We start from the raw sequence: 13,396 nt of genomic DNA on the forward strand, positions 1-13,396 counted from the left end.
CCGGCGCCACTGATCCACGACGCTGCGCCGATCCCGCCACCGCTGCGCACCCGTCCGCTCACGCACCGCACACCCCCCGACACGCCCCCCGGTGACCCTTGTCACGCACGCCCCACGGGCGCAGGATCGGCCCGTGGCCACCTCCCAAGCAGGAACATTGCGCCTGGGCACCTCGCAGGGACGCTGGGTCCTCCTGGCGACGGTGCTCGGCTCCAGCATGGCGATGCTCGACGGCACCGTGGTGAACGTCGCGCTCCCCCGCATCGGCGCCGATCTCGGCGCCTCCCTCGCCTCCCTGCAATGGACGCTCAACGCCTATCTGCTCACCCTGGCCGGGCTGATCCTGCTCGGCGGCGCGCTCGGCGACCGGTACGGCCGGCGCCGGGTCTTCCTGATCGGCGTGCTCTGGTTCGCCGCCGCCTCCGCGGCCTGCGCCGCCGCCCCCACCATCCACGTGCTGATCGCCGCCCGCGCCGTCCAGGGCATCGGCGGGGCGCTGCTCACCCCCGGCTCGCTCGCCATGCTGCAAGCCGTCTTCCACCCGGACGACCGCTCGGCGGCGGTCGGCCTGTGGTCGGGCCTCGGCGGGGTGTCGGCCGCGGTCGGCCCCTTCCTCGGCGGCTGGCTGGTGGACGGCCCCGGCTGGCGGTGGATCTTCCTGCTGAACCTGCCGCTCGCGGCCGCCGTGGTCGCGGTCACCTCCCGGTTCGTCCCCGAGAGCCGGGACGAGAGCGCCGCCGGCCGCTTCGACGTCACGGGCGCGCTGCTCGCCGCGCTCGCCCTCGGCGCGATCACCTACGCGCTGACCGCCGCCGGGGAGGGCCTGTCCCCCGCGGTCTGGCTCACCGGCGCGATCGGCCTGCTGCTCGGCGCGGCCTTCATCGCGGTCGAGCGCCGCGCCGCCGAGCCGATGCTGCCGCTCGGCCTCTTCTCCTCCCGGCTGTTCACCGCCGTCAACCTGGTCACCCTGTGCGTCTACGCGGCGTTCAGCGGGGTGTTCTTCCTGCTGGTGGTGCAGTTGCAGATCGTCTCCGGCTTCTCCCCGCTGGTCTCCGGCCTCGCCCTGGTCCCGATCACCGTGCTGATGCTGACCCTGTCGGCGCGCGCCGGGCGGCTGGGCAAGCGGATCGGCCCCCGGATCCCGCTCACCGTCGGCCCGCTGCTGTGCGCCGCCGGGGTGCTGCTGATGCTGCGCACCGGCCCCGACTCCTCCTACTGGGCGGACGTGCTGCCCGCCGTCACGGTGATGGGTTGCGGGATGACCCTGCTGGTCGCACCGCTGACGGCGACGGTGCTGGCCGCCGTCGAGGTCCGGCACGCGGGGATCGCCAGCGGCGTCAACAACGCCGCCGCCCGCGCGGCCGGGCTGCTCGCGGTCGCCGCGCTGCCCTCGCTCGCCGGGCTGAGCGGCGACGCCTACCGGGTGCCGTCCGCGGTGGACTCCGCCTTCCACACCGCGATGCTGATCTGCGCCGGACTGCTGGTCGCCGGCGGGCTGACGGCCTTCACGACCGTCCGCGGCAACGTGCTGGCGCCGGTGGACCGCCCGGTGGCCGAGCCGGACTGCGCGTGGGCCTGCGGCACCACCCCGCCGCTCGACCCGGGCCACGTCCCCACGGACGAGGGCCCCGCCACCGGATCGGCGGCGGGGCCCTCGACTGGCTGACGAACCGTCGGAGACGACTGGCCCGTCAGGGGATACTGGCCGTCAGGGGATACTGGCCGTCAGGGGATACTGGCCGTCAGAGGATACCGACCGTCAGAGGATGTCGGCCGGCGCGTACTTGGCGGCCTCGGGGTAGGCGGCGGCGACGGCCTCCACCTGGCGGACCACCTCGGCGACCTGGGCACCGGCCGCACCGGTGAAGGACAGCCGGTCGGCCAGCAGCGCGTCCAGCCCGGCCCGGTCCAGCGGGATCCGCTCGTCGGCGGCCAGCCGGTCCAGCAGCTCGTTCTCCCGGGCGCCCGCGCGCATCGCCAGCGCGGAGGCGACGGCGTGCTCCTTGATGACCTCGTGCCCGGTCTCCCGGCCGACGCCCGCGCGCACCGCGCCCATCAGCACCTTGGTGGTGGCGAGGAACGGCAGGTAGCGGTCCAGCTCGGCCTCGATCACGGCCGGGAAGGCGCCGAACTCGTCGAGGACGGTCAGGAAGGTCTCCAGCAGGCCGTCGAAGGCGAAGAAGGCGTCCGGCAGCGCGACCCGGCGCACCACCGAGCAGGAGACGTCGCCCTCGTTCCACTGGTCGCCGGCCAGCTCGCCGGTCATCGAGGCGTAGCCGCGCAGGATGACGGCCAGGCCGTTGACGCGCTCGCAGGAGCGGGTGTTCATCTTGTGCGGCATCGCCGAGGAGCCGACCTGGCCCTCCTTGAAGCCCTCCGTGACCAGCTCGTGGCCGGCCATCAGGCGGATGGTCTTGGCCAGGCTGGACGGCGCGGCGGCCAGCTGGACGAGGGCGGTGAGCACCTCGAAGTCCAGCGAGCGCGGGTAGACCTGGCCGACGCTGGTCAGCACGTTCTCGAAGCCGAGGTGCCCGGCGACCCGGCGCTCCAGCTCGGCGAGCTTGTCGGTGTCGCCACCGAGCAGGTCCAGCATGTCCTGGGCGGTGCCGACCGGGCCCTTGATCCCGCGCAGCGGGTAGCGGGCGATCAGCTCCTCCAGGCGGCGGAAGGCGACCAGCAGTTCGTCGGTGATCGACGCGAAGCGCTTGCCCAGGGTGGTGGCCTGCGCGGCCACGTTGTGCGAGCGGCCGGCCATGACCAGGTCGGAGTGCTGGGCGGCCAGGCGGGCCAGCCGGACCAGCACGGCCACCGTGCGGTCGCGCACGTGCTCCAGCGACTGGCGGATCTGCAACTGCTCGACGTTCTCGGTCAGATCCCGGGAGGTCATGCCCTTGTGGATCTGCTCGTGGCCGGCGAGCTCGCTGAACTCCTCGATCCGGGCCTTCACATCGTGGCGGGTGACCCGCTCACGGGCGGCGATCGAGCCGAGGTCGACCTGGTCGATCACCCGCTCGTAGTCGGCGACGGCGCTCGCCGGCACCTCGACACCGAGGTCCTGCTGGGCCTTCAGGACGGCGAGCCACAGGTGGCGCTCAAGGACCACCTTGTGCTCGGGGGACCACAGCTGGGCCAGGGTCGCCGAGGCGTACCGGGAGGCCAGGACATTGGGGATCTGGGGCTTCGCGCTCACGCTTCGCAAGCCTAACAGCCGAGGTCAGCCGGAGCGGCGGCGCACCGGGTAGCTCCGACCGGGACCGCCCGACGGCTCCCGTCCGGCGCGGCGCGGCCCGCTACTGGGCGGCGCCCGCCCGGCCGGCCAGCACCGGCAGGACCTGCGCGCAGATCGAGTGCAGGGCGATCCGCTGCTCGTCGGTCATCGCCTCGAAGGCCTGGTGGGTGCGGGCCATCTCGCCGCGGATGCGGTTCAGGATCTCCCGGCCCTCGTCCGTGATCACGACGATCTTCACCCGGCGGTCACCGGCCGCCGCCTCCCGGTGGGCCAGGCGCAGCGACTCCAGCCGGTCCACGATCCCGGTGACGTTGGACGCGTCGCAGCCCAGCCGCCCGGCCAGCGCCCGCATCGGCACCGGCTCCTGCACCGCGCCGAGCGCCTTGGCCTGCGAGGAGGAGAGCCCGTGCCGGGCCGCGGCCGCCGCGAAGTCCTGGAAATACGCGGCACCGACGGCGGCCAACGCCTCCATCAACTCGGCGTTGGTCGGTACGGTCGTCGTCGCTGTCGAACCCATGGGGCCAGCGTACGGCCGAGTGCTTCAGTAACTCAAGCTTTGACCACGGCAACCGTCGGCGGCTCGACCGGAAACGGAGCACCGGCCGGTCGACAGAGCTTAGAGCACCAGCTGATCGAACAGGTGCCGCAGCTCCGCCTCCGGGTCCGCGGTCAGCCCGGTGTGCACCGGCCCCGGCTGGACGATCGCGCTGCGCGGAGCGGTCAGCCAGCGGAACCGCTGCCCGGGGCTGTCCCCCGCCGCCGGACCGGCCTGCGGGCCCCCGGCGCACACCGCCTCGATCCCGTGCAGCGCCCGCCGCACCCCGTTCACGTCCGCCACCGGGTCCAGCGCCAGCAGCCGGGCCTGGTCCAGGTGCGTGCGCGCGGCCAGGTGCGCGTTCTGCCGGCAGTACAGCAGCACCCCGACGTTGACGCACTCGCCGCGCTCCACCCGCGGCACCGCGCGGATCACGGCGTACTCGTAGTCGTGCAGTTCGACGGCGACCGGCAGCGCCGACGTCCTCGGCTCGGTCATGCGGGCACCTCCGGCAGCCAGTCGCGCGGACCGGCCAGTCGGCCGGTCAGCTGGGCGCGGTACGCGGCGCGCACCGCCTCGGGCGAGTCGAAGCCGGGCTCGTCCAGCAGCCAGACCTCCGGGATCCGCGCCACCGCGCCCTCGATCGCGGCCTCCGCGAGCGGCGCGAGCGCCTTGTCGGCGGCCGCCAGGTCCGGCCGGGCGGACAGCAGCGCGTGGTCGGAGGCGTCGTACGGGCGGCGCACCCAGGCGGCGGCGCCCGCCCAGTGGTGGTGGAAGATCAGGCTCGCACCGTGGTCGATCAGCCGCAGCCCGCCGGTCGCCACCAGCAGGTTGGGATTGCGCCAGGAGCGGTCGACGTTGCCGATCAGCGCGTCGAACCAGAGCACCTGACCGGCCAGATCCGGATCCACCTCGAAGCAGAGCGGGTCGAAGTTGAGCGCGCCGCTGACGAAGGCCATCCCGAGGTTGGTCCCGCCACTGGCCCGCATCTGGTCCTGGACCTGCTGGTCCGGCTCGCTGCGGGCCAGCACCGGATCCAGGTCGACCGTCACCAGCTCCGGCACCGGCAGCCCGAGCCGCCGGCCCAACTCCCCGGCCAGCACCTCCGCCACCAACGCCTTCCGGCCCTGCGCCGCGCCGACCCATTTCAGCGCGTACAGCCGCCGGTCGTCGGCTTCGACCAGGCCCGGCATCGAGCCGCCTTCTCGCAGTGGCGTCACATAACGGACCGCCGTCACCTCGGGGAGCACGCCCGACAGCCTATCGGTGCCGACCCGTCACCTCCTCCCCTCCGTTCGCCCGCCACCCCTCCTCCGCGTTCGCCCCGAATCCCCCCTCCGCCATCCGCCCCGCCCCGGTGGCAGTTGCCCGCAGCCCCACACCACACACACCCTCACCCCACCACCCCCGTCACCTGCACCCACCCCTCCACCATCCGCCCCACCCCGGTGGCAGCCCCCGCTGCTCCGTGCGAGTGTGGCGGACAGCAATGGGGACCTTCGCGGTTACGACCTGCACGGCAAAGGGATGAGCGATGGAACGACCTCGGATCCTGATCGTGGGCGGCGGCTTCGCCGGCCTGGAGTGCGCCCGCCGACTCGAACACAAGCTCGCGCCGTCGGAGGCCGAGATCTCGCTGGTCACACCGTTCAGCTACCAGCTCTACCTGCCCCTGCTGCCGCACGTCGCGGCCGGCGTGCTGACCCCGCAGTCGGTGGCGGTCTCCCTGCGCCGCACGCTGCGCCGCACCCACATCGTTCCGGGCGGCGCGATCGGCGTGGACCCGGCCTCCAAGGTGTGCGTGGTCCGCAAGATCACCGACGAGGTGGTGGCGCAGAGGTACGACTACCTGGTCCTCGCCCCCGGCAGTGTCACCCGCACCTTCGACATCCCCGGCCTGCCCGACTACGCCCGCGGGATGAAGACGCTCGCCGAGGCGACCTACGTCCGCGACCACGTGATCGCCCAACTCGACCTCGCCTCGGCGACCTTGGACCAGCGGGAGCGCGAGTCCCGGCTTCAGTTCGTGGTCGTCGGCGGCGGCTACGCGGGCACCGAGACGGCCGCCTGCCTGCAACGCCTGACCACCGCCGCGGCCCGCCGCTACCCACGCCTGGACGCCCGGCAGATCAAGTGGCACCTGATCGACATCGCCCCGAAGCTGATGCCGGAGCTGGGCGACGCGCTGGGCCTGGCCGCCCTGGAGGTGCTGCGCGGCCGCGGGATCGAGGTGTCGCTCGGTGTCTCGGTGGCCGAAGTCGGCGCCGAGTCGGTCAAGTTCACCGACGGCCGAGTACTGCCCTGCCGCACGCTGATCTGGACCGCCGGGGTGGCCGCGAGCCCGCTGATCGGCACGCTGGACGCGGAGACGGTCCGCGGTCGGCTCGCGGTGACGGCGGAGATGCGGGTGCCGCAGTTCGAGAGCGTGTTCGCGCTGGGCGACGCAGCCGCCGTACCGGACCTCGCGAAGGGCGACGGCGCGGTCTGCCCGCCGACCGCCCAGCACTCCGCCCGGCAGGGCCGTGCGGTGGCCAACAACGTGATCGCCGCGCTCCGCAACCAGCCTCTGGAGCCCTACTACCACAAGGACTTGGGCCTGGTGGTCGACCTCGGCGGCAAGGACGCGGTGTCCAAGCCGCTCGGCGTGGAGCTGCACGGGGTGCCGGCCCAGCTGGTGGCCCGCGGCTACCACCTGATGGCGATGCGCACCAACGCGGCCAAGTTCCGGGTGGGCGCCAACTGGCTGCTCAACGCCACCGCCGGGGACGACTTCGTCCGGACCGGCTTCCTCGCCCGCCAACCCGCCCGGCTGCGCGATTTCGAGTACACCGACTCCTACTTGACGAAGGATCAGGTCCGGGCGCACGCCCAGGCCCTGCTCGCCAAAGGCTGAGCCACCCGGCGCCCGACTCCGGAACCGGTCCGGAGCCGGGCGCCGGGCATCGCGCCACGACGTCACCACGTCACAGCGTCACCACGCCGCGACGTCACAGCGCCACGACGTCACCGCGCCGTCAGGTACATCCCGCTCGCGTCCTGCCCCGCCGTGTTGCGGCACGCGTAGTCGCCGCTGCTCTGCCCCCACAGCAGGGTCAGGCAGCGCCCGAGCGCCTGCTGCCCGTAGTAGTTGGGGTGCATCGACTCCTGCAGCACGCCCTGCGTGGTGTTGAGGCCGCCGTCCAGGAAGCGCGCCCATTCGCTGGTGGTCGCGGACGGTCCGGCGGTGGCGGTCGGCTGCCGGGTGGCCGTCGAGCAGACCTCGCGGCCCTGCAGCATGTCGGAGAGGTCGAGGAACTGGGCGCCCTTGCTCGCCGCGACCGTGGCCAGCGACTTGGAGATCTGCGGCACCATCGAGTCGCGCGCCCAGTCGGCGTCACCGTCCCAGAACGGGCAGCCGCCGGTGTTCGAGCGGGTCCAGCCGCTCTCCGGGTAGCGCATCTCGGCGCTGCGCGGGATCGGCGAGGGGTAGGACTGCAGGACGAGGCGGTAGTCGCCCTGCGCGTAGCCGGCGTCGGCCATCACCGCGCGGATCTCGTCGATCGCCTTGCCGACCCCGGCCATCGCGGTGGGCATCTTCGAGTCGATCGAGGACTGCGCGGAGTCGTGGCAGTAGGAGTACCAGATGAGGTAGTCCTGGACGCAGTTGGAGATGATGCCGCTGAAGCCGAGGTCGTTGCCGCCGATCGACAGCGTGATCAGCTTGACGTTGTTCTGCCGTGCCACGGTGGCGAGTTGGTCGGCCTGCGGGGCTTCGCCCTTGAGCGTCTGGCCGCCGTTGACGGCGCGGAAGATGTTCGCGGTGACGGCGCCGGAGCAGGCCAGGTTGATCTCGTTCTGCGCGCCGGTGGAGGCGCTGAGCACCTCGGCGACGTCGGAGCGGTCGCAGCCGCTCGCGGCCGTGGGCCCGTAGATCCGGGAGGGGTCGGCGGAACTGCCGTTCCAGGCGCGGTCGGTGCCGGCCCGGCTGCCGCTGGTGCCGGCGGCGTTGCCCGTCCAGCGGCCGGCCTCGCCGGAGATGTAGCTGTCGCCGAGCGTGACGCTGGCGGTGGGGCCGCCCGGCGCGGCGAGGGGCGCGGGGGCGGCGGCGGCCGGCGCGGCGGCGGCGAGGCCGCCGGCCATCAGGCCGCCGGCGGCCAGCGGGAGGGCGAGGGCCGCGGTGAGCAGCCGTCGGTGGAGTCGAGGGGCGCTGCGGGTGATGCTCGAACTGTTTTCGGGCACGGCGGAACTCCTGCGGCTCGGTCTCCCCGTGCGGTGGGGACGGGAAGACGCGTAGGTGAGGGTGGGCCGCCGGCCGGTGGCGCGATGAACATGACATGCCCGCGCTGGTTACCGCTAGGTATCTGCACCAGGTTTCCCGCTTTGTTACCGCCGGGTTCAGACCAGTGGGGCCCCGGGTTCAGACCATCGGAGCGCCGGGTTCGAACCGGACCGGCGGAGCCCGGTTCACACCAGCCGCGAACCGCCCCCGGCCGCCCCCAGCACGGCCGCCAGGTCCTCGGCCAGCCGCTGTGCGTCCGCCGGTTCCAGCTGGGCCACGGTGAGCCGCAGCCCGGGCGGGGACTGGATGCGGTAGCGCGCGCCGGGCGCCGCGACCCAGCCGCGCTGCACCAGCGCCGCCAGCGCGGAGGTCTCGTCCGGCACCGGTACCCAGACGTTCAGTCCGCTCTCGCCGTGCGCCTCGATGCCGCGCGCGGCGAGTTCGCCGAGCAGCGCGTCCCGGCGGGCCCGGTAGACGCCGGCCACCCGGGCGACCGGCACCGCGTCGGTGCGCCACAGTTCGGCGACGGCCCGCTGGAGCAGGTGGCTGACCCAGCCGGCGCCCAGGCGCAGCCGTCCGGTGACCCGCCCGATGGTGTCCTGGTCGCCGACCGCCACCGAGAGCCGCAGGTCCGGACCGTACGCCTTGGCCGCCGAGCGCACCACGGCCCAGTGCCGCGCGTCGGCGCCCACCAGTGGGTGGTAGGGCTGGTCGACCATGCCGTGCCCGTGGTCGTCCTCGATCAGCAGCACGCCGGGGTGCTCGGCCAGGACGGCCCGCAGTTCCTCGGCCCGGCGGGCGGTGAGCGCGGCGCCGGTCGGGTTCTGCGCCCGGCTGGTGACCACCACCGCGCGGGCGCCCTCGGCCAGCGCGGCGGCGAGCGAGTCGGGCAGCGGGCCCTCGTCGTCCAGCCGGACGGGCGCGGGCCGCAGGCCCAGCGCGGGCAGCAGGTCGAGCAGGCTGCCCCAGCCCGGGTCCTCGACGGCGACGGCGTCGCCGGGGCGCAGCCGGGTGGCGAGGATGCGCTCGATGGTGTCGAGCGAGCCGGAGGCGACGGCGATCGGGCCGCCGGGCAGGCCGTCGGCCTCGAAGGAGGCGCGGGCGAGCGCGAGCAGCCCGGGGTCGATGGCCGGGTGCCCGTACAGGACGGGCTCGGCGTGGGCGGCCCCGGCGGCGGCCGCGAGGACCGGGGCGAGGTCCGGCAGCAGCGCCGGGTCGGGGTTGCCGGCGGACAGGTCGCGGGCGTGCGGGGGGACGGGGACGCGGATCTGGTCGCGCGGGGTGAGCGCGGGCCTGGGCAGGATCCGGCTGCCCTTGCGGCCGGCGGTCTCGATCACTCCGCGGTCGCGGAGCAGCCGGTAGGCGGCGGCGACGGTGTTGGGGTTGACGCCGAGTTCGGCGGCGAGGTCGCGCAGCGGGGGCAGCGCGGTTCCGGGGGCGAGGCGTCCGGTGCTGACGCCCTGTTCGATGTGGGACGCGATTTCGCTGGCGCGTCGCCCTTTCAGCGGATAGTCTCCTAGCACAAAGTAAATTATGCACTAGTACATAGAGGTTGTCATGTCGGCTCCTTCAGAAGGCTCCGCCAGCTACTCCCGCACCCCCCGCACCACCCCCACCCGCTACAAGGACCGCGCCACCTGGGAGCAGGAGGCGATCCACGACATCCTCGACCACGCGTACCTCTGCCACCTCGGCTTCGTCGCCGACGGCGCCCCCGTCGTCCTGCCGACCATCTACGCCCGCGTCGGCGGCCGGCTGTACGTCCACGGCTCCACCGGCAGCCGTCCGCTGCGCAGCGCCTCCGGCGACCAGGGCCTGCCGGTCTGCCTCACCGTCACCCTGGTCGACGCGCTGGTGCTGACCAAGTCCGCGTTCAACCACTCGGTCAACTTCCGCTCGGTCATCGCGCACGGCACCGCCCACCAGGTCACCGACCCCGAGGAGCTGGACGTCGCGCTGGCCGCGCTGGTCGACCACGCGATCCCCGGCCGCTCCGCCGAGGTCCGCCCGCCCAACGCCAGGGAACTCGCCGCCACCGCCGTCCTCCGTCTCGACCTGGACGAGGTCTCGGCCAAGACCCGCGAGGACGGCGCCGACGACGACCCGGAGGACCTCGACCTGCCCCACTGGTCCGGCCTGATCCCGGTCACCACCGTGCACGGCACCCCCGAGCCGGCCGCCTCCACCACCGTCCCGCTGCCCGCGCACCTGCGCGGCTACCTCCGCTGACGGAGTCCCGCCGATGCTGATCAGATCCTGGGACCGCGGCGACGAACAGGAGTGGCGCGCCTGGCTGGCCGAGGGCCGCGACTTCGGCCTGCTCGCCGCCAACGGCGGACCGGGCGAGGGCCCGGTGCTCGTCCCGACACACTTCCTGCTGGACGCCGGGCGCGGCGAGATCCTGCTCCACCTCGCCGCGCCCAACCCGCTGCTGGCCGCCGTCCGGGCCGACCCTCAGGTCACCCTCGCGGTCACCGACGGCTACGCCTTCGCGCCCGGCCACTGGCGCGGCGAGCCGGGCACGCCCACCAGCTACTACGCCTCCGTCCACTTCCACTGCACCGCCGAGCTCGTCGAGTCCGCGGCGGGCAAGGCGGAGATCCTCAACCGCCAGCTGGCGCACTTCCAGCCGGAGACGCCGGACACCCGGGTGGTGCCCGGTGAGGGCGAGTTCTCCCGGCTGCTCCCCGGCCTGCGCGGGCTCCGTCTGACGGTCCGCGAGGTGCGCGCCAAGTTCAAGTACGACGACAAGAAGCCGGCCGACGCCCAGTACGCGATCGCCGACCGGCTGGCCGAGCGCGAGGCCGGCCGGGCGAGCGCCCCGCACCCCCGGCGCGACCAGGACGCCGCCGCCCGCACCCAGTTGCTGCGCCGCCACCAGCGGCGGGTCGACTGAACCGGGAGTGCGTCGGCCGGCCCCGGTACGGCAGCCGACCCTGGGACGCGTCAGCCGGCCCCGGGGGCGCACCGACTGACCCGAGGGCGCGCCAGTCAGCTCGCACGCCCGGCGTGAACTGCCCGACACGCCCCGAGTGACTGACCCCCGATCACCCGATCGGTCCCCAATTCGGGCAGGGCGGCCGCGCCGCTGCTCGAATGTGAGACGAGTCCTGCCCACTCGGCCGTCAGAGCGGGCCCGTCCACCTCGGGGAGCGCGCTTGTCCACAGTCAACGGCCATCGGGCGGGCGAGGCCCACCTCGGGCACGTCATCTTCATCTCCGCCGCCGCCGCGATGGGCGGGTTCCTGTTCGGCTACGACAGCGCGGTGATCAACGGCGCGGTGACGGGCATCCAGAGGCACTTCGCCGTGGGCAACGGCGAAACGGCCTTCGTGGTGGCCATCGCCCTGCTCGGCTCGGCGGCCGGCGCGGTGGCCGCCGGCCGGCTCGCCGACCACCTCGGCCGGGTCCGCACCATGCTGTTGGCCGCCACCCTGTTCGCGATCAGCGGCATCGGCTCGATGTTCCCGCCGAGCATCCAGGTGCTGGCCACCTGGCGCGTGGTCGGCGGCATCGCGATCGGCATCGCCTCGGTGATCGCGCCCACCTACATCGCCGAGGTGGCGCCGACCGCCTACCGCGGCCGGCTCGCCTCCTTCCAGCAGATGGCGATCGTGCTCGGCATCACCGTCTCCCAGCTCGCCAACTGGGCGATCAACCAGGCCGCCGGCGGCGAGTCCACCGGCCACCTGGGCGGCATCCAGGCCTGGCAGTGGATGCTCGGCGTGGAGACCATCCCGGCCCTGGTGTACGGGCTGATGGCGCTCGCCATCCCGGAGTCGCCGCGCTACCTGATCGCCGACCACCGGGAGGATCAGGCCCGCAAGGTCCTGCGCGAGGTGGAGGGCGAGGACGTCGACCTGGACGCCCGGGTCGCGGAGATCCGCGCCGTGCTGGAGTCCTCGCACAAGCCCCGGATCAAGGACCTGCTCGGCGGGCGGTTCGGCCTGCTGCCGATCGTCTGGGTCGGCATCGGGGCCTCGGTGTTCCAGCAGTTCGTCGGCATCAACGTGATCTTCTACTACTCCTCCTTCCTCTGGCAGTCGGTCGGCATCAACGAGTCCAACTCGCTGCTGATCAGCCTCTCCACCTCGATCATCAACGTGATCGGCACGGTGATCGCGATGGTGCTGGTGGACCGGATCGGCCGCAAGCCGCTCGCGCTGGCCGGCTCGATCGGCATGGCGCTCGCGCTGGCCACCGCCGCCTGGGCGTTCTCGTACCGGCACGGCACCGGCGACACCGCCACCCTCGACAACACCCACGCCACCGTCGCCCTGATCGCGGCGCACGTCTTCGTGCTCTGCTTCGCCTTCTCCTGGGGCGTGGTGGTCTGGGTCCTGCTCGGCGAGATGTTCCCCAACCGGATCCGCGCGCTCGCGCTGTCCGTCGCCGCCTCGGCCCAGTGGATCGCCAACTGGGCGATCACCGTCAGCTTCCCCGACCTCGCCGACTGGAACCTGTCGGCGACGTACGTCATCTACACGGCCTTCGCGCTGCTCTCCATCCCGTTCGTGGCCTTCTGCATCAGGGAGACCAAGGGCCGCGCCCTGGAGGAGATGGGCTGAGCCCGCCCCCCGTCCAGTCCCCGTCGAGTCCCCGCCGCATCCGGCCCGACCCCCCGCGAGGAACCCATGCCTGACCAGGGCGGCTCCCAGCAGAACGTCGCCTTCCCGAGCAACGGCCGTACCGCGCACGGGTACCTGGCCCGCCCGCCCCGGGGCCTCGGGCCGGGCCTGGTGGTGGTGCAGGAGTGGTGGGGCCTCACCTCGCACGTCGCGACGATGGCCGACCGCTTCGCCGCCGAGGGCTTCACCGTGCTGGCCCCCGACCTGTTCGGCGGCGCCACCACCCACGACCGCACCGAGGCGGCCCGGCTCACCCGCGAACTCCCGGTCGAGCGGGCCGTCGAGGACCTCTCCGGAGCCGTCGACCACCTGCTCGCACTGGACGGCGTGGTCGGCGACGCCGTCGGCGTGGTCGGCTTCTGCATGGGCGGCGGCTTCGCCCTGCTGCTGGCCGCCCGGGAGGGCGACCGGGTCGCCGCGGTGGTGCCCTTCTACGGCCTCCCGCCCGACCCGGACTTCGACTACCGGGGCCTGACCGCCCACGTCCTGGGGCACTTCGGCGAACTCGACGGCTCGATCCCGATGGCCGTCGTCGACGAGGCCGCGATCCGGATCGGCGAGGCCACCGACGTCCGCCCCGAGATCCACTTCTACCCGGCCGGCCACGCCTTCATGAACGACGAGAACCCGCTCGGCACCTACGACCCGTTCCAGGCCGCGACGGCCTGGCGCCGCACCCTCACCTTCCTCCGGGGCCACCTCGGCTAGGACCGGTCCAGTTGTGAAAACCCGATAGACACCTGTAC

At 73.4% G+C, this 13,396-nt stretch carries 12 protein-coding genes; 6 read left to right on the forward strand and 6 right to left on the reverse strand.

The genetic code is table 11. The features are described 5' to 3' along the window. Positions 1-133: 133 nt before the first annotated feature. Positions 134-1,666 carry an MFS transporter gene (locus ACIPLC_RS33470; protein WP_400476799.1) on the forward strand — a complete coding sequence of 511 codons (1,533 nt, stop codon included), beginning with the start codon at positions 134-136 and terminating at the stop codon, positions 1,664-1,666. Between the two features lie 93 nt (positions 1,667-1,759). Here ACIPLC_RS33470 and purB read toward each other — a convergent pair whose 3' ends face one another. From purB to ACIPLC_RS33490, 4 genes are all read right to left on the reverse strand, one after another. After that, positions 1,760-3,190 carry an adenylosuccinate lyase gene (purB, locus tag ACIPLC_RS33475; protein ID WP_400476800.1) on the reverse strand — a complete coding sequence of 477 codons (1,431 nt, stop codon included), beginning with the start codon at positions 3,188-3,190 and terminating at the stop codon, positions 1,760-1,762. Between the two features lie 100 nt (positions 3,191-3,290). Further along, a complete protein-coding gene (locus ACIPLC_RS33480) occupies positions 3,291-3,746 on the reverse strand; it encodes a MarR family winged helix-turn-helix transcriptional regulator (RefSeq protein ID WP_400476801.1) in 456 nt (151 codons plus the stop codon). 99 nt (positions 3,747-3,845) lie between these two features. After that, positions 3,846-4,262 carry a DUF3037 domain-containing protein gene (locus ACIPLC_RS33485; RefSeq protein WP_400476802.1) on the reverse strand — a complete coding sequence of 139 codons (417 nt, stop codon included), beginning with the start codon at positions 4,260-4,262 and terminating at the stop codon, positions 3,846-3,848. Next, the gene (locus tag ACIPLC_RS33490; RefSeq protein ID WP_400476803.1) at positions 4,259-5,014 is read right to left on the reverse strand and encodes a HipA family kinase; all 756 of its coding nucleotides are present in this window, start codon (positions 5,012-5,014) and stop codon (positions 4,259-4,261) included. Before ACIPLC_RS33490 ends, ACIPLC_RS33485 begins: the two co-directional genes overlap by 4 nt. 284 nt (positions 5,015-5,298) lie before the next feature. On the opposite strand from ACIPLC_RS33490, the gene ACIPLC_RS33495 reads away from it, so the two are divergent. Continuing rightward, positions 5,299-6,657 carry an NAD(P)/FAD-dependent oxidoreductase gene (locus ACIPLC_RS33495; RefSeq protein ID WP_400476804.1) on the forward strand — a complete coding sequence of 453 codons (1,359 nt, stop codon included), beginning with the start codon at positions 5,299-5,301 and terminating at the stop codon, positions 6,655-6,657. 110 nt (positions 6,658-6,767) lie between these two features. Here the strand turns inward: ACIPLC_RS33495 and ACIPLC_RS33500 are convergent, their stop codons facing one another. After that, entirely contained in the window at positions 6,768-7,982 is a 1,215-nt protein-coding gene (locus tag ACIPLC_RS33500; protein WP_400476805.1) for a GDSL-type esterase/lipase family protein, read from the reverse strand. A gap of 225 nt (positions 7,983-8,207) precedes the next feature. Further along, positions 8,208-9,545: an aminotransferase class I/II-fold pyridoxal phosphate-dependent enzyme gene (locus ACIPLC_RS33505; RefSeq protein WP_400476806.1), complete on the reverse strand. Its 1,338-nt coding sequence runs from the start codon at positions 9,543-9,545 to the stop codon at positions 8,208-8,210. A gap of 34 nt (positions 9,546-9,579) precedes the next feature. Between ACIPLC_RS33505 and ACIPLC_RS33510 the strand changes: the two genes are divergently transcribed. The 4 genes from ACIPLC_RS33510 to ACIPLC_RS33525 all read left to right on the forward strand — a co-directional run bounded on the left by ACIPLC_RS33510 (position 9,580) and on the right by ACIPLC_RS33525 (position 13,358). After that, positions 9,580-10,251 (forward strand): pyridoxamine 5'-phosphate oxidase family protein, encoded by a 672-nt coding sequence (locus ACIPLC_RS33510; RefSeq protein WP_400476807.1) that lies wholly within the window; start codon positions 9,580-9,582, stop codon positions 10,249-10,251. Between the two features lie 13 nt (positions 10,252-10,264). Then, the gene (locus tag ACIPLC_RS33515; protein ID WP_400476808.1) at positions 10,265-10,918 is read left to right on the forward strand and encodes an FMN-binding negative transcriptional regulator; all 654 of its coding nucleotides are present in this window, start codon (positions 10,265-10,267) and stop codon (positions 10,916-10,918) included. A 262-nt stretch (positions 10,919-11,180) separates the two neighbouring features. Then, positions 11,181-12,590 carry a sugar porter family MFS transporter gene (locus tag ACIPLC_RS33520; protein ID WP_400476809.1) on the forward strand — a complete coding sequence of 470 codons (1,410 nt, stop codon included), beginning with the start codon at positions 11,181-11,183 and terminating at the stop codon, positions 12,588-12,590. A 66-nt stretch (positions 12,591-12,656) separates the two neighbouring features. After that, on the forward strand, positions 12,657-13,358 hold the full coding sequence (locus tag ACIPLC_RS33525) for a dienelactone hydrolase family protein (RefSeq protein ID WP_400476810.1): 702 nt from the start codon (positions 12,657-12,659) through the stop codon (positions 13,356-13,358). Positions 13,359-13,396 lie beyond the last annotated feature (38 nt).

Origin of the sequence: Kitasatospora sp. NPDC086801 (genome assembly GCF_044745805.1) — a bacterium.
In the GTDB taxonomy this organism is placed as follows: Bacteria; Actinomycetota; Actinomycetes; order Streptomycetales; family Streptomycetaceae; genus Kitasatospora.

What these genes read in the sequence shown, in the direction of transcription:
- ACIPLC_RS33485 (WP_400476802.1), bottom strand. Translation starts at nt 4,262, where the DNA reads ATGACCGAGCCGAGGACGTCGGCGCTGCCGGTCGCCGTCGAACTGCAC.
- ACIPLC_RS33510 (WP_400476807.1), top strand. Translation starts at nt 9,580, where the DNA reads ATGTCGGCTCCTTCAGAAGGCTCCGCCAGCTACTCCCGCACCCCCCGC.
- ACIPLC_RS33495 (WP_400476804.1), top strand. Translation starts at nt 5,299, where the DNA reads ATGGAACGACCTCGGATCCTGATCGTGGGCGGCGGCTTCGCCGGCCTG.
- ACIPLC_RS33525 (WP_400476810.1), top strand. Translation starts at nt 12,657, where the DNA reads ATGCCTGACCAGGGCGGCTCCCAGCAGAACGTCGCCTTCCCGAGCAAC.
- ACIPLC_RS33480 (WP_400476801.1), bottom strand. Translation starts at nt 3,746, where the DNA reads ATGGGTTCGACAGCGACGACGACCGTACCGACCAACGCCGAGTTGATG.
- ACIPLC_RS33515 (WP_400476808.1), top strand. Translation starts at nt 10,265, where the DNA reads ATGCTGATCAGATCCTGGGACCGCGGCGACGAACAGGAGTGGCGCGCC.